Origin of the sequence: Streptomyces sp. NPDC058469, assembly GCF_042721125.1 — a bacterium.
GTDB lineage: Bacteria > Actinomycetota > Actinomycetes > Streptomycetales > Streptomycetaceae > Streptomyces.
Genome location: NZ_JBHXME010000024.1, coordinates 61,420 through 79,388, shown reverse-complemented (window position 1 = coordinate 79,388; position 17,969 = coordinate 61,420). Strand labels below are relative to the sequence as shown.

At 70.4% G+C, this 17,969-nt stretch carries 14 protein-coding genes and 2 pseudogenes; 8 read left to right on the top strand and 8 right to left on the bottom strand.

Annotation, left to right across the window (positions count from 1 at the left end; genetic code table 11):
* Positions 1 to 164 (bottom strand): annotated as a pseudogene (locus ACFWP5_RS14515) (LLM class F420-dependent oxidoreductase); the annotation flags it as partial.
* 238 nt (positions 165 to 402) lie between these two features.
* On the opposite strand from ACFWP5_RS14515, the gene ACFWP5_RS14510 reads away from it, so the two are divergent.
* Positions 403 to 1,971, top strand: coding sequence for an FMN-binding glutamate synthase family protein (locus tag ACFWP5_RS14510; RefSeq protein WP_384155019.1), 1,569 nt, complete (start codon positions 403 to 405; stop codon positions 1,969 to 1,971).
* 25 nt (positions 1,972 to 1,996) lie between these two features.
* Here ACFWP5_RS14510 and ACFWP5_RS14505 read toward each other — a convergent pair whose 3' ends face one another.
* A complete protein-coding gene (locus tag ACFWP5_RS14505) occupies positions 1,997 to 2,644 on the bottom strand; it encodes a TetR/AcrR family transcriptional regulator (protein ID WP_384155013.1) in 648 nt (215 codons plus the stop codon).
* 151 nt (positions 2,645 to 2,795) lie between these two features.
* Here ACFWP5_RS14505 and ACFWP5_RS14500 point away from each other — a divergent pair, with 151 nt between their 5' ends.
* Positions 2,796 to 3,860, top strand: a complete 1,065-nt coding sequence (locus ACFWP5_RS14500) for a medium chain dehydrogenase/reductase family protein (RefSeq protein ID WP_384155011.1) — start codon at positions 2,796 to 2,798, stop codon at positions 3,858 to 3,860.
* A gap of 47 nt (positions 3,861 to 3,907) precedes the next feature.
* Positions 3,908 to 4,495, top strand: coding sequence for an ester cyclase (locus tag ACFWP5_RS14495; protein ID WP_384155009.1), 588 nt, complete (start codon positions 3,908 to 3,910; stop codon positions 4,493 to 4,495).
* A gap of 14 nt (positions 4,496 to 4,509) precedes the next feature.
* Here ACFWP5_RS14495 and ACFWP5_RS14490 read toward each other — a convergent pair whose 3' ends face one another.
* Complete coding sequence (locus ACFWP5_RS14490; RefSeq protein WP_384155007.1) at positions 4,510 to 4,944, bottom strand: NUDIX domain-containing protein; 435 nt, start codon at positions 4,942 to 4,944, stop codon at positions 4,510 to 4,512.
* A gap of 326 nt (positions 4,945 to 5,270) precedes the next feature.
* Here ACFWP5_RS14490 and ACFWP5_RS14485 point away from each other — a divergent pair, with 326 nt between their 5' ends.
* Positions 5,271 to 6,125, top strand: a complete 855-nt coding sequence (locus tag ACFWP5_RS14485) for a chitosanase (RefSeq protein ID WP_384155006.1) — start codon at positions 5,271 to 5,273, stop codon at positions 6,123 to 6,125.
* A gap of 254 nt (positions 6,126 to 6,379) precedes the next feature.
* The gene (locus ACFWP5_RS14480) at positions 6,380 to 7,318 is read left to right on the top strand and encodes an SDR family oxidoreductase (RefSeq protein WP_384155004.1); all 939 of its coding nucleotides are present in this window, start codon (positions 6,380 to 6,382) and stop codon (positions 7,316 to 7,318) included.
* On the opposite strand, the gene ACFWP5_RS14475 is transcribed toward ACFWP5_RS14480, so the two are convergent.
* The 3 genes and pseudogenes from ACFWP5_RS14475 to ACFWP5_RS14465 all read right to left on the bottom strand — a co-directional run bounded on the left by ACFWP5_RS14475 (position 7,287) and on the right by ACFWP5_RS14465 (position 9,024).
* Positions 7,287 to 7,985 carry an RNA polymerase sigma factor gene (locus tag ACFWP5_RS14475; protein WP_384155002.1) on the bottom strand — a complete coding sequence of 233 codons (699 nt, stop codon included), beginning with the start codon at positions 7,983 to 7,985 and terminating at the stop codon, positions 7,287 to 7,289. The genes ACFWP5_RS14480 and ACFWP5_RS14475 overlap by 32 nt on opposite strands.
* Positions 7,986 to 8,108: 123 nt before the next feature.
* Positions 8,109 to 8,863 (bottom strand): annotated as a pseudogene (locus ACFWP5_RS14470) (carotenoid oxygenase family protein).
* Entirely contained in the window at positions 8,863 to 9,024 is a 162-nt protein-coding gene (locus ACFWP5_RS14465; protein ID WP_384155000.1) for a hypothetical protein, read from the bottom strand. The pseudogene ACFWP5_RS14470 and the gene ACFWP5_RS14465 overlap by 1 nt, the downstream one beginning before the upstream one ends.
* 455 nt (positions 9,025 to 9,479) lie before the next feature.
* Between ACFWP5_RS14465 and ACFWP5_RS14460 the strand changes: the two genes are divergently transcribed.
* Both ACFWP5_RS14460 and ACFWP5_RS14455 read left to right on the top strand, forming a co-directional pair.
* Positions 9,480 to 10,211, top strand: coding sequence for a GPR1/FUN34/YaaH family transporter (locus ACFWP5_RS14460; RefSeq protein ID WP_384154998.1), 732 nt, complete (start codon positions 9,480 to 9,482; stop codon positions 10,209 to 10,211).
* 32 nt (positions 10,212 to 10,243) lie between these two features.
* Positions 10,244 to 12,037: a CocE/NonD family hydrolase gene (locus ACFWP5_RS14455; RefSeq protein ID WP_384154996.1), complete on the top strand. Its 1,794-nt coding sequence runs from the start codon at positions 10,244 to 10,246 to the stop codon at positions 12,035 to 12,037.
* A gap of 66 nt (positions 12,038 to 12,103) precedes the next feature.
* On the opposite strand, the gene ACFWP5_RS14450 is transcribed toward ACFWP5_RS14455, so the two are convergent.
* Positions 12,104 to 12,790: a TetR/AcrR family transcriptional regulator gene (locus ACFWP5_RS14450; protein WP_384154994.1), complete on the bottom strand. Its 687-nt coding sequence runs from the start codon at positions 12,788 to 12,790 to the stop codon at positions 12,104 to 12,106.
* A gap of 158 nt (positions 12,791 to 12,948) precedes the next feature.
* Here ACFWP5_RS14450 and ACFWP5_RS14445 point away from each other — a divergent pair, with 158 nt between their 5' ends.
* Entirely contained in the window at positions 12,949 to 13,974 is a 1,026-nt protein-coding gene (locus tag ACFWP5_RS14445) for a LacI family DNA-binding transcriptional regulator (protein ID WP_384154992.1), read from the top strand.
* Here ACFWP5_RS14445 and ACFWP5_RS14440 read toward each other — a convergent pair.
* The gene (locus ACFWP5_RS14440; RefSeq protein WP_384154990.1) at positions 13,957 to 17,907 is read right to left on the bottom strand and encodes a glycosyl hydrolase; all 3,951 of its coding nucleotides are present in this window, start codon (positions 17,905 to 17,907) and stop codon (positions 13,957 to 13,959) included. The two genes, ACFWP5_RS14445 and ACFWP5_RS14440, sit on opposite strands and share 18 nt — an antisense overlap.
* Positions 17,908 to 17,969: the final 62 nt, after the last annotated feature.

Below are 17,969 nucleotides of genomic sequence, written 5' to 3'. Positions count from 1 at the left end.
ACGCTCCACGCGTAGGGGGCGTGACCCTGGGACTCCAGCCAGGGGAAGTAGTGGTCGGACGTGACCGAGAAGTCGAAACCCGCGCGCTCGGCCCCCACCACATGGCCCACCAGCTCCCGCGGACCGGCCTGCTCGGTCATCATCGTGTACCCGATCTTCACCATGACGCTCATCTCCTCGTGGGCCGGGGTGCGCGAGGACGGTCCTTTGCCCCGTCACGCGGCTGGTCCGGGGCGACACGGCCGCCTTTGCCGGGTGGCGGAGACCGATGCCCTCCAGAAAGACCGTATTGCCCGTCTCGCCGTGCGGCATGCGGGCGATGTCCAGACGCGTCCGCTCGACGCGTTCGGGCCGCATGAGACGGGGCGGGCGGGTTACCCGTGGGGCGTGCTGAGAACCGGAATGATCGCCGTGGTCGTGGGCGCCGCCCTCGCAGTGGTCGGTCTGGCCGTTGCCGTGTCGCCCTGGTGGTGGGCGGTCGCGGTGCCGCTGGTCGCGCTCGGCGTGCTCGGTGTGTGGGACCTGGTCCAGCGGCGGCACTCGGTGCTGCGCAACTATCCGGTGATCGGGCACGCCCGTTTCCTGCTGGAGCGCATCCGTCCCGAGCTGCAGCAGTACTTCGTCGAGCGGAACTTCGACGGGCGGCCCTTCGACCGTGACATCCGCAGCATTGTCTACGAGCGAGCCAAGGGCACCGCCGCCGAGGAGCCGTTCGGCACGGAACGCGACGTGTACCAGGCGGGGTACGAGTACCTGGTGCCGTCGATGGCTCCCCGCGCGGTGCCCGAGCAGCCTCCGCGGGTACGGATCGGGGGCCCGGACTGCGCCCGGCCGTACGACATGGCCCTGCTGAACGTGTCCGCGATGAGCTTCGGCTCGCTGTCGGCGAATGCCGTGCTGGCGCTCAACCAGGGGGCCGCGGCGGGCGGTTTCGCGCACGACACCGGTGAGGGCGGGCTGTCGGAGTACCACCTGCGCCCGGGCGGCGACCTGGTCTGGGAGATCGGCACCGGCTACTTCGGCTGCCGGACCCGTGACGGGGACTTCGATCCCGGGGAGTTCGCCGAGAAGGCGTCGGCCGAGAGCGTCAGGTGCGTGTCGCTCAAGCTGTCGCAGGGCGCCAAACCCGGTATCGGCGGTGTGCTGCCCGGGGCCAAGGTGAACGCGGAGATCGCCCGGGTGCGGGACGTCCCGGAGGGTGAGACGGTCGTCTCACCGCCGTATCACCGGGTGTTCTCCACGCCTCGTGAACTCGTCCGCTTCGTCGCGCGGATGCGGGAGCTGTCCGGCGGAAAGCCGGCCGGTTTCAAGCTGTGCCCCGGTTCACGGCGGCAGTTCCTCGCCGTGTGCAAGGCGATGATCGAGGAGGGCACCGTCCCCGACTTCATCATCGTCGACGGCGCGGAGGGCGGCACCGGTGCCGCCCCGCTCGAATTCGCCGACCACATCGGCACACCGCTCACCGAGGGTCTGATGACCGTGCACAACGCCTTGGTCGGCGCGGGCCTGCGGGACCGGATCCGGATCGGTGCCAGCGGCAAGATCGCCACCGGGACTGACCTCGTGAAGCGCCTGATCCAGGGCGCCGACTACGGCAACGCGGCCCGCGCCATGATGTTCGCGGTCGGCTGCATCCAGGCCCAGCGCTGCCACACCAACACCTGCCCCGTCGGCGTCACCACCCAGGACCCGCGTCGAGCCCGCGCGCTGGACGTCGGCGACAAGGCCGCGCGCGTGCGACGCCTCCAGGAGGCGACCGTCGGCAGCGCCCTGCAGATCATGGCCTCCATGGGAGTCACCGACCCCGCACAACTCCGGCCGCACATGCTGCGACGCCGTATCGACCCGCAGACCGTGCGTTCCTACGACGTGCTGTACGACTGGCTGTCCCCCGGCCAACTCCTGGTCGAGCCCCCGGCCGACTGGGCGGCCGACTGGAAGGCCGCCGACCCGGACCACTTCACCATCTGACCCGCAGCAGTCCGTCGGACCGCGTCTACCGTTCCGCCAGCCCGGCCAGTTCCGAGTCGAAGAACATCGCCGGGTCGAACCCCATGCCCGTGAAGTGGCCCGCGAGTTCCAGGGACAGGACGCCGTGCAGACGGGTCCAGAAGGTCAGGGCGCGGTGGAGGGCCGCGGGTGGGGCGGGGTGGTCGCCCGCCCAGTGCCGGTGGGCTCCCAGGTCGACTTCGAACGGTGTCGTGGGACCGTCCGCGGGCAGTTCCGTGCTCGCGTCCAGCAGGACCGCCATGATCTCGGACGCGATCCCGGTGATGTCGTCGGGCGCGTGGTAGCCGGGGACGGGCGTGCCGTAGACGAGGAAGTAGCGCTGGGGATCGGCGAGGGCCCAGTCCCGCAGGGCGTGGGCCAGGCCGGGCAGGTCGGTGCCGGAGGCTGCGGCCGTGCGGAAGGTGTCGGCGAGGCTTCGGTACGCGTCCCGGATGAGTTCGGTGATCAGGTCGTCGCGGCTGGCGAAGTACCGGTAGAGGGCGGGTCCGCTCATGCCCATCCGCTTGGCGATCGCGTTGAGGGAGAGCGCGGAGGCGCCCGCCGTGGCGATCTGTTCCCGCGCGTGTTCCTTGACCTCCGCGCGCACCTGGTCGCGATAGCGCTCGCGCGGGGTCTTCGTGCCCGTTCCCGCCATGACCGGCCGCCTTCCACTCCCACTGGACTACACGCTCAAGCTTCAGTTAGAAGCTATCACGATTGCGCTTGACGACCCCTTCTCGCGTGAGTTACAACTTATAACGAACACGAAAGCCACTAGCTCACAGCGGATCGCAGTGGAGGTCGCCATGAACAGCACGGACAACACGAACCACGTGGACAACACCACCGACGCACTCGTCGAGGTCGTCCTGCCGGGCAAGGTCGAGCCGGAGGGCCTGGAGGTCCGGCACGGGGCCGTTCCCGTCGCGGGTCCCGGTCAGGTCGTGGTCCGGATGGAGGCGACCGGGGCCTCCTTCGCCGAGCAGCAGATGCGGCGCGGCCGGTACTACGACCAGCCGCCGTTCCCCTTCGTCCCCGGCTACGACCTGGTCGGCACCGTCCAGAGCACCGGCGCGGGCGTCGAGCCGAGCCTGGCCGGCACCCGGGTGGCCGCGCTGGTCAAGGTCGGCGGCTGGGCCAGCCATGTGCTCGTCGACGCGGCCGACGTGGTGCCGGTGCCCGAGGGGATCGGCGCGGCCGAGGCCGAGACCGTGGTCGTCAACGGCATCACCGCCTGGCAGATGCTGCACCGCAAGGCCCGCGTCCGCGCCGGCCAGACGATCCTGGTGCACGGCGCGAACGGCGGGGTCGGCACCGTCCTGGTCCAACTCGCCCACGCCGCAGGGGTGAACGTGATCGGCACGGCGTCCCCGCGCCACCACGACGCGCTGCGCGACCAGGGTGTCCAGCCCATCGACTACCGCACCCCGGACCTCGCCGCACGCGTCCGCGAGCTCTCCCCGCGCGGCGTGGACGCCGTCTTCGACCACGTCGGCGGCCCCGGCGTCGTCCGGTCCTGGCGCCTCCTCGCCCCCGGCGGCACGCTCGTCTCCTACGGCAGCGCCTCCACCCGTGACGACGAGGGCTCCAAGCAGTTGCCCGTGCTCAAGATCCTGGGCCGGGTCTGGACCTGGAACGCGCTGCCCAACGGCCGCCACGCCTACTTCTTCAACGTCTGGGCCGGGCGGGCCCTGAGCAAGAACCGGTTCCGTGCCCGGGTGAGTGCCGACCTCACCCAGGTCTTCGCGGCCCTCCAGCGCGGTGAGGTCAACGCCCGGATCGCCGCCCGACTGCCGCTCGCCCGTGTCGCCGACGCCCTGCGCCTGGCCGAGTCCGGCACGGTCGCCGGCAAGGTCGTACTGACGCCGTGACGCGCACCTCCCTCCCCTCTCCCCCGCTCGACTCGGAAGGACCTGCCATGACCACCGCCCCGCCCGCCCGCACACCCCGCCGTCACCGCGCCCGGCTGCTCGTCCCGGCGGCACTCGCGGTCCTGGTCTGCACGGCCACGACCGCCGCCGCCTCGGACACGTCACCGAAGACCACCGCGACGACGGTCGCGACCGTCGGTAGCCACCACGAGGGGGCGCAGCGGCCGAAGGCGATGCTCGACGACTGGCTCCGGCTCTGGAACGGCGACTACGACCGGGCGCCGGGCATCATCTCCCCCGCCTTCCGCGTCCACGCCGCCCTGATGGACGGCGGTGACGGCAGCTCGATCCGAGGCGTCGACGGGCTGGTCGCGTGGATCGCACAGACACGCGCGGCGTTCACCGACCTCCGCTTCACCGAGCAGATCGCCCCGCTGGTCGACGGCCACTACGCGTCCATACGGTGGACGGCCACCGGCACCTACGCCGGCGGCTTCCCCGGCGCCAAGGCAGCACCCGGGACCGTGATCACGTTCACCGGCACCGACACACTCCGTATGCGCGACGGCAGGTTCGTGGAGTACTGGGTCAACACCGACACCCTCCAACTCCTCACCCAGCTCAAGGCGTTGTGACCGCGGGGCGGCTGTCAGGCACCCCACGCCTCGACATGCCGGAGCACATAGTCGGCGAGTTCGGCGGGCTGGAGGTTGAGGGCTGCCACGCCCGGACGGCTCAGCGCGACCCTGACCGGTTCGAAGTCGCCCGTGTCGGGGTCGTCGAGCTCGGGACCGTGCCGGCGGTCCAGGTCCATGTCCAGCAGGTCGGCGAGGAAGTAGTGCTGGACGACGGTGCTCATCCCGCGTGGCTCGGTCAGGGTCAGGAACTCGGTGGCCGGACCGATCGTGGCCCCGATCTCCTCCAACGCCTCGCGGCGCAGGGCCGCTTCGAGATCCGCGTCCTCGGGCTCGACGCTCCCGCCGACGGTCGTGCAGTACGGATCACCGCCGGGCCAGCCCCGCTTCAGGAACACCAGATGACCGTCGTCGAGCAGCACGACACGCGCCTTGTGACGAACCCTCATGGGCCCAACGGTAGCGGGCGGACCGGCAGTTAACCCCGAATAACCTCCGAAGTCGGCCGACCCGTCCACCGGGCTGACGCACGAGTCCCAGGCGACCGTCTCAGCCGTACAACGCACGGAAGCCGCGGAGCATCGCCGACACGGCCGATGCGACAAGCGTGGGCAAACCGTCAAGCATCGCCCTCGCACAGACACGCGACTCTCGTTCATAGCTACGAACTTGGCTCCAGGTGGGTGCCCTCGTCACCGAACCTCTGATAGTTAACTTTCCTATCAGTTCGGCGGTACGACCAACTCCCCACCCCCCACCACCCTTTGGAGTCCCCGTGGTCCACCCGTTCCGCGACCCTGCGATCTCCGAGCCGACGAGCCCCTCGCGTCGGACGCTCCTCGCGCTCATCGGCGTGTCGCTCGCCGCAGCACCTCTGCTGCGCGCTCCGCAGGCCTCGGCAGCCCCCACGGCCGCCGCGGCGATCGGCCTCGACGACCCGGCGAAGAAGGAGATCGCCATGAAGCTGGTGTCGAGCGCGGAGAACTCCTCCCTCGACTGGAAGGCGCAGTACAAGTACATCGAGGACATAGGCGACGGCCGCGGCTACACCGCCGGCATCATCGGCTTCTGCTCCGGCACCGGCGACATGCTCGACCTCGTGCAGCTCTACGCGACCCGCAAGCCCGGCAACGTCCTCGCCAAGTACCTCCCCGCGCTCCGCAACGTCAACGGCACCGACTCGCACTCCGGACTCGACCCGAACTTCCCCAAGGACTGGCGCACGGCGGCCCAGGACACGGTGTTCCAGCAGGCGCAGAACGACGAACGCGACCGCGTGTACTTCAACCCCGCCGTCACCCAGGGCAAGACCGACGGGCTGCGCGTGCTGGGCCAGTTCACGTACTACGACGCCATCGTCATGCACGGCGACGGCGACGACCCCACCAGCTTCCGCAACATCCGCGCCCGCGCCCTGCGTTCGGCCAAGCCGCCGGCCCAGGGCGGCAACGAGACGACGTACCTCAACGCCTTCCTCGACGCGCGCGTGTGGGCCATGAAGCAGGAGGAGGCCCACAGCGACACCACCCGCGTCGACACCGAACAGCGCGTCTTCCTCCGCAACGGCAACTTCGACCTCAACACGCCGCTGAACTGGAAGGTCTACGGAGACAGTTACACCATCAACTGACCGGTCCTGCCGCCTGGTCGGGAGGCAGCTCGGCGGACAGTGCGGCGCCGGGACCCGAGGGCACGGGTCCTGGCGCCGCTGCCATTCCCCTCCGGATCACCTACCGTCGTGCGCCCACCTGAGGTCATGCCTGCCGCGCATCGCCCTATGCGGCACAGGACTTGGACACCCGCGCGGGCCCTTCCTAACGTGGTGCGTGAGCCCGCCGTCCGCTGCCGCCGGGTCGACCCGAACCGACCTGGAGGATCTCCACTGTGCGTGTTTTCGTTGCGGGTGCGACGGGTTACATCGGCTCCGCCGTCGTCCGCGAACTCCTCGACGCGGGGCACCATGTCCTCGGCCTCGCCCGCTCGGACCCGGCCGCAGACACGTTGACGCGATCCGGCGTAGACGTGCACCGCGGTGACATCGACGACGCCGACAGCCTCCGCGCCGGAGCCGCGGCGGCGGACGGTGTCGTCTACGCCGCGAACCAGCACATCTCCGAAACCACCGACCCGGCCGCACGCGCGAAGGCCGAGCTGAACGCGGTGGAGGCGATCGCCACGGAGTTGGAGGGCACGGGCAAGCCCTTCGTGGTCACTTCAGGGGTCATCGGCCGCACACCGGGCCACCTGCTCACCGAAGAGACACCCACCGTCGCCAACCCCGTCACGGCTCTACGGCTCCAGGTCGAGCTGTCCGTCCTCGTCGCGGGCGAGCGCGGAGTGCGTTCGTCCTCGGTACGGCTGGCCCCGACCGTGCACGGCCCGGGGGACACGCGCGGGTTCATCTCGACGCTCGTCGGCGTCGCTCGTACGACGGGTGTGTCCGCCTTCGTCGGCGACGGGTCGAACCGCTGGCCGGCGGTGCACCGACGTGACGCGGCGACCCTGTACCGACTCGCCCTGGAATCCGCCCCTGCCGGTACGCCCCTCCACGCGGTCGCCGAGGATGGAGTGCCGTTCGGGGACATCGCGCGGGCCATCGGCCGCCAGTTGAAGGTCCCCGCCGTCAGCCTGACACCCGAGGAGGCGAGCCGGCACTTCGTCGGTTTCCTCGCTCCGCTGGTCGCGCTCGACACCCCGGCGTCGAGCGCACTCACGCGGCAGCTCACAGGGTGGCGGCCGACGCACCCCGCACTGGTCCCGGACATCGAAGAGGGCCACTACTTCGGGGAGTTCAGCGCAGGACACCGATCCGGTCCGGGGTGAGGCGAGGGCTCGGTCGAAGTCCCTTGTGTCCTGCGGCGGCCAGCAGCTCGTAGGTCTCGACTCGGCTGGCGCGGACCCGTTGTTCGGCATCGCCGTGCGGAGCGTCCGCCGTGGCGGCGAGGGCCGCCGCCATCTTGGTCCGGCCCCGGCTCAGCCTGCTGCGCACCGTGCCGACCGGAACCCCGCAGACCTCCGCGATCCGTTCGTACGAGGTGACCCCGGTGGCGAAGGAGCGCAGCACCAACGGCAAACGCAACGCCGGGGAGAGCTCCGCCAGGGCCTCCCAGACCCAGTCGCGCAGCGCGTTGCGCTCAAGCCACTGTTCCGGGCCCATGTGCGTTGATCGCAGCGGCAGTTCACTCACCGGCCGGACCACGACCGCCTCCCGCAGCACCTGCCGACCGGCGTTGCGCACGATCATCCGCAGCCACGCGCCCACCGCCTCCGGATCACGCACGTCCCCGATCCGCAGCAGCGCCGCCAGCGCCGCGTCCTGCATCACGTCGTCGGCATCCGCGCCCGGCCCCAGAATGCTCACCGCCACGGCGCGCATGCCGGCCCGGTGCCGTTTCAACAGCAGCCCCAGCGCGGCGACTTCACCCGCCTGGGCCGCGCGCGTCAGCTTCGCGTCCTCCGTGCGTGCCGCCCCCGCGACGTCCCCCATCATGAGTCCCTTTCGGCACCTGGTCACGACTGTTCGGGGGCACCCTGACGAGAGCCGTCCTCCGAACCCGGGCGTTCGGGCCCGGCGGACGGCTCACCGTTCACCGGTTCGGCAGGGTGCCGTGTGTCAGGCGTCCGCCAGCCAACTGCCGTGGAATCCGGCGGGTACCCGTCGGGGCAGGTGGATGGTGGCCACCGGCTCCCGGGTGAGGTTGTCGGCGTCGAGGATGACAAGGTCGCTGCGGTCGGTCGAGGCGTCGTAGACGTAGGTCATGAGCCAGCCTGGGCCGCCGGGTTGATCGTCGGCCGGGGCGAAGGCCGCCTCGCCCGGGAAGCGTCCGGGGGCGAAGTAGTGGCTGGCGACGCTCGACTTGCGGAGGTCGTACCGGTGGATCGCGGCACGCGACTCGTTCGGGTCGTACTGCGGGAGCTCCGGAACGGGTGCCGCGGTGGCGTGGCCGAAGTCGGCGGGCAGGCCCGCGAGTCGGTCGTCGATGCGGGGGAACTCCCCGGGTGGTCGTCCAGTTGCTCCTCGCTGATCGCGCGGGTGGTGAGGTCGATGGTCCACCGCCACAGGTGCGCCGCCGTCGCCACGGTCACGCCGTCCCGCAGGGACGGGTACCGCATGCCGAGCAGGACGAGGCTCCGACCGCCGTTCTCCTCATAGGAGTTGAGGGTGTGGAAGACGTAGCAGGGGTCGATGTCGAACCAGCGGATGTCGCCGTACGGATCGTCCCTGCGCAGTACGCCGAGCCTGGCTCCGTAGGTGTCGGACCAGACGTACGGCATGCCTCCGGTCGGATCCATGGCCCGCTCGATGCTGAACACGGCGGGCAGGTCCATGAAGACGACATGGTTCCTGGTGAGGTAGAAGTCGTGCATCATCGTGTGCGCCGGCACGTCGATCGGTCGGCTGACGGGCCGAGGTCGATCGCCAACTCCCTGAGCGCCAGCTCCAGTTGCGGCACCGTCGCGATCCGCGCATCCGCCGGGAGGTGCTCGTCGAGCGCGCGGCGCACCGTGGCCGGCAGCGACTGGGACACGTCGGAGAGGATGGCCAGGAAGTGGCTCCTTCTTGTCGCGCTTCGTCGCCGTAGAGCGCTTGGTCGCCGTGGACGGGTGTCTGCGGTGGCCCCGAGGGCACCCCCACCCTCGTTACGGAGAATATATCTCCACTTTCTTCGACCCAGGAAGCCCCGCGACTCGACTCTCCCGGACGATCACCCATCGCCCACCCGGCCACGCCGGGCGGCACGGCGGGCACCCCTTCCCATCAGGGACGATGCCCGGGATCCGAGCGCTGAAGGCGTACCCGTGAAGCCGCCCACGCTCCGCGGTCGGCCTGTCGACAGTCGTCGCCGAGGCGGCATCGAGGGCGTTTTCCACTTCGGTTCGATCCCTTGACAGCCCCAACCGGCCGTTCCCAGACTACCGACCATTCGGTTGACGGCGCGGGCCGAGCGCCCCCGCTGTCGACATTCCAGAAGGGTTGGTCACCATGGCCGAAGTGTCGCTTCACGATGCCCAGAGTCCGCCGGTCCCGACAGTCACCACCTCCCACATCGGTCACGCGACAGCCGTGGGGGCGGCCGGATTCGCGTGGTGCTCGCTCATCCTGGGCCTGCACACCGCCGGAATCATCGACGCGGCCGACGGCACGATCGTGCTGGCGGGGACCTTCTTCTACGGCGGCATCGTCCAACTCGTCGCGGGCTTCTTCGCGTTGGCGTCCGGCGCGTCGTTCGCAGCCGCGTTCCTGACGGCGTACGGGGCGTTCTGGCTCGGCTACACCGTCATCGAGTTCTGGGCGGCGCCCCACATCGCGGGAGCGGCGGCGGCCGCGGCGAAGGCCGGCGGAGCGTCGGCAGAGGCTACGGCGGCCGCGGGCGGACACGCGGTGATGCAGTCGCTGGGGCTGTTCCTCATCGCGTGGCTGGTCGTCACGCTGGTCTTCGCCGTCGCCAGCCTGGGCACGAACGCGGTGATCGTGAGCGCGTTCGCCCTGCTGACGCTGACGATCGTGCTGCTGGTGACCGCCTACCTGGGCGCTTCGAGCGCGGGTGTGCCGAGCGACTCGGTGCTGCACACCGCCGGCTACGTCGAGATCGTGCTGGCCGCCGTCGCCTTCTATCTGGTCCTGGCGGAACTGACCAACGACATCCGCGGACGCACCGTGTTCCCGCTCTTCGCCCTGAACCGCGACCGGCAGGCCGTCCCGCAGACGGCGTGACGAGGAACCCCCCACCCGCCTCAAGGAGCCGCATGAAGAAACCCAAGGCAAGCGACGGGATCAAACTGCCGCACAGAGTCACCGTACTGAGCAGCGTCTCCGCGGTGCTCCTCCTCGTGGCCGCAGGCCGGACGACAGCCACCGCACTCCCCGTGCACGCGACCAACTGGCAGCCGCCCGCGGCCAGTTACGCGGCGAGCGCGCCCGTCCACACCACCGTCACCATGGACGACGGCGTGAAGATCGCCGTCGAGGTCGTCTACCCGACCGACCCGAGCACCGGCGCCCGCGCGGCGGGCCCGTTCCCCGTGCTCCTGACCCAGAATCCCTACGGCGCGCAGCGCTCCGACCCCGCGGACAGCGGAACCTACTTCGTGCAGCGGGGCTACATCTACGTGGCCTCCGCCGTGCGCGGCACCGGTGACTCAGGCGGGCAGGTCGACTGGTTCGGGGCCCGGCAGGGCAAGGACGGAGCCGACCTCGTCGACTGGGCGGCCCACTCGCTGTCGGGGGCCAACGGCAAGGTGGGGCTTGACGGTTGCTCCTACCTCGGGGTCGACCAGTGGTTCACCGCCGCGGCCGTGGGCAAGAACTCCGCGCTGAAAGCCATCACACCGTTCTGCACCGACTCGGACCTCTACAACGATCTCAACGGCAACGGCGGGATCACCACCTCCTTCATGGCCGGCATCGCCCGGGCCGAGCCGCGCGGGCCCGAGGACGACCCCGCCACCGACCAGCAGTCGGTGACCATCGCCCAGCAGGCTTCGGGCGGTTCACGCTCGTACAACGACGCCTACTGGCAGTCCCTGAACGTCCAGAAGCTCATGCCGCGGATCGTGGGCAACAACGTTCCGGCACTGACCGAGGCCGGCTGGAACGACCTCTTCCCCGGCGGCAACCTCGGCGCCTACGTGTCCGCCCAAAACGCCTACTACCACCGGCCGTTGACCGATCCGATCTCGTCGGACGAACCCGTCACCGGCCGCTACCAGGCGATCGTCGGACCCTGGACCCACGGCGAGCACGTCAACGAGTCGACGCTGCAGGGCATCCGCCTGGAGTGGTTCGACACCTGGCTCAAGAACGCGCCCACCGGCATGGCCACCACCTCAACACCCCTGCACCTGTTCGAGAACGGCGCGGACACCTGGGTCGACAGCGCCATCTGGCCCCTGTCCTCCGACGCCCGTACCTACTACCTCGGCAACGGCTCCCTCACTCCCGGCAAACCGACCGACGAGGGCAGCGACTCGCTCTGCTGGAGCGCGGCCACCGCGGCCAACACACTGACGTACACCACCGCCCCGCTCGCCAAGGCGGCCCTGCTCAACGGCCCGACCGACGTCACTCTCTACGCCAAGTCGACGACACCGGAGACCGAACTGTCGGCCAAGCTGAGCATCGTCGCGCCGGACGGGACGGTGACCAAGCAGGCCGACGGAATCCTCCTGGGCAGCCAACGCGCCGTGGACACCCAGGAGAGCTGGTACGGCGACAACGGCACCCTGCTCAAACCCGGCCACCCCTCCACCCAGGCATCACAGCGCCCGGTGACACCCGGCCAGACGACTCGGTACGACATCTCCCTGCTGTCCAACTTCACCAGGATTCCGGCCGGTTACCGGATCCAGATCAGCATCAACAGCCAACCGCCGGCCGACTTCCACTACCCCGTCGCCCCGACCCCGCAGGAACTGGCGAACCTGGCCGGCGGTATCTACACCGTCGAGCGCTCCCCGCAAGCGGCGTCCTTCGTCAACCTGCCTCTGACGACGCCGAGTTCGGCCACTCCCGGCAACGGCAACTGGGGACCGTCCTCCTGAAACACGGGTATGAAACACGAGTGGCGGTCTGTCCCTACGGCAGACCTGCCGCTCCTGTCCCGCCCGCTACTCCTGTGGGGAGGCGGGCCTGCTCAGACCCATCACCTGCTCCACCGTCTCGTTGCTCAGACTCGGGGTCGTCAGCGGAGGGTTGTCGGGACGCTGCCGGATGCCGTTCAGGATGATCTCGAAATAGCGGCGCCAGACATCGGGCCGCTTGCCCTGCGTGAACTGACTGGCGGCACTGAGCATCTGCACGACGAGGGGGATGTCGGAGGGAGTGATCTCCGCACGCAGGTCCCCGCTCTCCTGCGCCCGACGGATCAGCGCCTCCAGAAAGGGGAGCATCCCGCCCCGCACCGTCTCGATGGGCTCGGAACTGTGGCTCCCCAGCATGATCACCTCTTGGAGGCCACGATTCTCGGCGAGATCGGCCCCCATCTCCATCAGGAAGTCCACGAACCCTTCCCAGGGATCGGGGTGAGCGAGCGCCCGCTCCGCGGATGCCTGCCGCATCCCCAGATCCTGCTCGAACAGGGCCCGTACAAGGGTCTCTTTGTCAGGGAAGCGCCGATACACGGTCCCGACCCCGACCCCCGCGTGCCGGGCCACATCGTCGAGCGTGACCCGCAGCCCGTGCTGGCCGAAGACCTCCCGCGCGGCACGCAGAATCTTCTCCCGGTTGAGGGCGGCGTCGCGCCTCAGCGGGCGGTCGCCCTCCATCGGAGCATCAACTCCGGAGCCCTCAGCCATAACCCCATGTTAACCCTGTTGATCACAGGCCGGATTGGCCACCGCACGCCCTACTCCAGGGCCTCCGGCAGAAAACGTTGCAACCACCGTCGGGGTACACTGACGCGGCCCATGAGAACCGCGTCGTGCCTGGTCGCACGGCTGTCACAGCGAGGGGGGTGGGCGCCATTCAGGTTCGCCCCGCCCGTATCCAGGATGTCGCGGCCGCCGCAGGGGTCTCGGTGTCCACGGTGTCGAACGTCCTGAACCGGCCCGAGCGGGTCAACGCCCGCACCGCCGAGCGGGTCCGTGACGCGGTTGCCGCGCTCGACTACGTGCCGCATCCGGGAGCCGCCGGACTGCGCACCGGACACTCGTCCTCGATCGGCCTGGTCCTGCCCGACGTGGCCAACTCGTTCTACTCACGCATCGCACGGGGCGCCGCCGACGCGGCCTACGACCACGGCTACTCCCTCGTGCTCTGCGACAGCGGCGACGCCCCCGAGCGGGAGCAGGGCTACTTCACGATGCTGATCGAGCAGCGGGCCGTAGGGGCGGTGGTGGTCCCGCTCGGCGCCGATCCGACCCGGCTCACCCGGCTGCGCGAACGCGGCATCCCTCTGGTCCTCGCGGACCGCGCGCTGTCGGCCCAGGACGGCTGTTCCGTCTCCGTCGACGACATCGCCGGCGGCCGGGTCGCCGTGCAGCACCTCCTCGACTGCGGGGCGCGCGACATCCTCGTCGTGAACGGCGAGCGCGGCATCGTGCAGTGCGCCGAGCGCTACCAGGGCGCCCGGCAGGCCGTGCGCACCCGCCGCGAGGCGCGGGTCCGCCAGATCGTCGCCGACGAGATGACGGTCGCGTACGGCCTGGAGATCGCCCGCACTCTCGACGAGCTGCCCGACGGGGTCTTCTGCACCAACGACTTCCTCGCCGCCGGGCTGTGCCGGGGACTGGGCGAACGGGGAGTGCGAATACCCCAGGAGGTACAGGTCGTCGGCTACGGCGACCTCGACATCGCGAGCTTCGTCGGCACGACCCTGACGACGGTCCGGCAACCCGTCGAGGAACTCGGCAGAGCGGCCGTGGGCATGCTGCTCGACGAGGTGGAGGCCCGCCCCGAACACGCCCACGAGACACGGGTGTTCGCGCCCGACCTCGTCCTACGGGACTCCACTCGACCCCTGTCAGTCCCGAATCCGTAGCGTCACCGGCCCCAGCAGCCCCGACGAGAGTTGGGACGGGAAAGCCCAGGCGGTGGGAGTGGCTTCGGCGAGATAGGGAGCCAGGGTGTTGTTCACGGTCACGTCCAGCCGCACCAACCGCCCTGCGGCGCCCGCGAGTTCGAAACGGTACGGAGCGCAGAACGCCTCCCCGACACACTTCCCGTCGAGGACAACCGACACGCTGCCGCGCACCTGCCCCAGATCCAGTACCGGGTCCGGCCCGGCCGGCACCTCCACCTCCCGCGAGTACGTCACACCACCGCTCCAGCCGCCCAGCCCCAGCAACTGCCAGTCCCCCAGGGGTAGTTGCGCCGGTACCGTGCGGACGCGCGCCGGTCCGCGCCAGGCGGAGCCGCCCCGCAGTACGGCCGTGGGAGCGGTGACGACCTCGACCTCCGTCGGCTCCGGGAGCGCTCGGTCCAGTGCCAGGACCCGGCCGTCGAGCCGCGTCTCGTTGCCGTCGCCGACCCGCACCCTCGCGGGCAACTCCACTGGCAGGTCCAGGGATTCGGTGCCCGGCGGCACGGTGAAGCGGAAACGCTGGGCGCGTTCACGGACGGCGTCCGTGGAGCGCAGCGGCAGTACGGCAGTGCCGAGCACCGGGGCACCGGTGATCCACTCGGTGTCCGGCAACGGGTGCGGTCGTACGGCCGCGTAGCAGTGCTGCAACTCCCCCCACCGGCCCTCGTGTTCGACGGTACGGCCACGCCACTCCCCCGTCTCGGCCTCCCAACCGGCGCCGCTCACAAGTGAGTTCACCGGGCCTTCCGCGCCGGCCACGCAGTCGACGAACACCGCCTCGCGCGGATGGACGGTGTCGGCCACCACCTCCAGCACGTGTTCGCCTTCCCCGAGGGCGAGTTCATGCCGGAAGAACATGGGCACCGCGCCCCAGTCGGACTCGTAGTACTCCACCTTTTCCTGGCGCGCGACGACCTCCCCGTCGAGCGACACTGTGACGCCCACCGCGGCGCCCACGACAAGTACCGCCTGGCCAGCGGCATGCAGCCGCCCTCGATAGGTCACGCCACCGGAGGGTCGTACATCGTCGGGCAGGCACATGAACTGCGGGCGCGACCCGAACCCGTCCGGACGGCTCAGGCAGAAGTAGCTGCCCAACGGTGTGTCGGCCGTGCCGGAGATCAGCAGCGGCCTGTCCTGAGCGTCCCCCAGCTCGTATTCGAGGATGTTGTGGGTCCGGCGGAGCTCCACGCGGGTGGTGGCGAGGTACCCGGTGCCGGTGTCCATGCGCTCGCCGTTCCACCACACCCGCTTGGTGGCCGCGGCGCCGATGTGCAGATCGGCGGGGCCACGGTGGTCCGTCTCCACGATCGAACGGACCCGGGCGACCGATCCGGGCCCGGGCACCGGGACCCGTACGAACTCCTCTGTCACCAGGCCCTTGTTGCCGAGCAGGCCGTCCGGGTCCGGGATGCCGCGGCTCGACGAGTACAGCGAACAGCGCCATCCCAAGTCCGCTGAGAAGAGAGGCAGTTCACCGGCGAGGACCCGTTCGACGGAGGACGAGTCCAGCGGATCGGGGGCCTGGGCGGACGGCACCGGAGGGAGGACGCGGACCCGGTTGCCGTACGTCGCCCGCGTCTGCTCCCACTTCGCGTCGGGGCCGCCGGTCTCGGTCCACCTCATCGTCCAGATCTGCGGTTCGGCGACGGACGAGCCCGCGGGCAGGGCCAGGTCGCCCCAGGTGTTGTCCATGGTCGGGACCAGGCGGCCCTCCCAACCGGTCGACAGGTCGATCGTCCGCTCCGGCACGGGTGAGGGTGCCGCTGTTCGGATCGTCTGGGAGGTGCCTTCGCGCCATACGACGAGGACGGCCGGGGCGCCCTCCAGGGGCACCTCGATGGTCGAACGGCCCTCGGAGACGGTGACTTGGGCCGGGCGGCGGGCGCCGGTCGCCGGGTTCCAGATCTCGGCCTCGGTGACCACGGCGTGCACGGTGACTGTCGAGTGGCGGGCGTAACGCGCCGGGTCCGCCTCGTGGTTGGCGTCCCCCGGCAGCGTGCGAGCGTCGGGGAAGGCTCCCGTCACCAGGGCGACCGCCTCAACTCCCTTTCTCCTGACGAGCAGTGGCACCTCGCCGGTCGCGTGACCGGCGGTCTCGGCCACCGCCGCCGCACCGGCCTCGGCGTCGCGCGCCCGCTCCAGTCTCGGGTGCTTCAGCAGTGCCGCGACGACGGAATCGTCACCGGACTGTCCGGCCGCCGTCGCGGGCGGACGGCCTACGACCACCACCCGGCCGCCCGCGTCGAGGAGTTGGGCCAGTCGGCGTGCCGTCTCCTCCTCCAGGACGCTCGCCGAGGGCAGCAGAACCGCGCGGTACGTCAAGTCCGTGACGTGCAGGGCTCCTTCGGCGGTCGTGGCGCGCTGCACGGAGGCGTCGTCGACGATGTCGAAGGCGATGCGGTGGCGGTCGAGTGAACCGACGTGCGGGTCAAGCCAGTTGTTCGTGCCGCACAGGTCCAGGTAGTGGCGCTGTGTCTCGTCGACGTCGGCGTGGTCGTCGCCCAGGCGGCCGTCGCCGAAGTGTTTGACGGGTGCGTCCAACGGGATGAGGGACTGCATGGTGGCGGTGGGGTGCAGGACCGCGACGTCGGCGCTGTAGGTGCCCCAGGACATGATCGAGCAGATCCGGGCGACGGCTCGGGAGAACGCCGGGTAATGCTGCCAGTAGGGCTGGCGCCAGTCGGTCGACGGGGGCGCCCACTCGAACCAGCCTCCCGCCGTGCCGAAGTAACTGGCGTGCGGGTTGTACAGGTTGGCGCCGCTGCGCAGGAACGGCAGGAGCCAGTCGTAGGTGTCCGCCAGGGTGCCGCCCCAGCCGGAGGAGTGGAACGCCTCGATCCAGACGCGCTCGTGGCCGTAGAGGTGGGCCATGGACGAGTGGACCTTGGAGTCGCCGTGGTGGTCGCTGCCGGCGGCGCCGTACCAGCGGTGGGTGCGGAAGTAGTCGGTGTAGATCTGCGTCGACTGGGCCGGGAAACCCGCCCGCGCGGGGTGGCTCTGGTCGGCCCCGACGAGCATGCCGCGTTCGTCGTGCCACGCGGCGAGGGGCTTGAAGAGGGCCTCTTCGGTGAGTTCGGCGCGGACCGCGTAGTAGTCGGCGCGGATCTTCGCCGCGCGCGCGGTCACCGGGCCGAACAGGGCGGGGAGGTGGTCGAGCAGGTCGTAGCCGCGACGGGTGCGGAACTCGTCGGGGAGGCGGTGGCTCCAGGAGTTCGTGCCGGGCAGCTCGTCCTGGAAGCTGCCCGCGATGACGTTGCCCAGGTATTCGGGGACGCGCCGGTCGTACTCGTGGTGGACGGCGTCCAGCAGCAGTCCCACGGCGTGCGGGTCCAGGTAGTCGAAGGCGGTGGGGACGGCGACGACAAGCCGTACGTCCGTCCCCTCGGCGGCCGGGATCCGGAAGGCGTCCGAGCCGGGGGCCACGGGGAGGCGGCGGCCCTCCAAGTCGTAGGCGGCCACGAGGGTTTCGGCTCCGCGCAGTGCGACCGTGCCGCCGGTGACGGTCGCCCTCCGAGAGCGCAGGGCGCGGCCGGTTGCTTCCGGGTGGCGGCGGGTGACGGCGCCCTGGACGTTGGCGCCGGAGAAGCCGATCTGGTCGTAGAACCACAGCCGTGTGCCGATGTCCCGGGCGATCCGGCAGGCGTCGGTGAAGCGGTCCCACCACTCCTCGCCGAACCACGGCGGGTCGTCGGTCCGGGCGCCGAAGGCCGGGCCGGCCGGGGCCAGGTTGATGACGACGAGGTTGTGGACGCCACCGTCCGCGAACCGGCGCAGCTGCCAGGCGAGTTGCTCGCGGGTGACCTTGGCGCCGGACCACCACCACAGCGGGGTGGGGCCGAAGTCCCGGGGCGGGGCGTCGAAGAGCTGCTGCAAAGCGGGCGAGATCACGATGTTGGTCCTTCCGAGTGCGGCTCGGGCACCCTCACCGGTCAAAAAACGTTTTAGGTCGG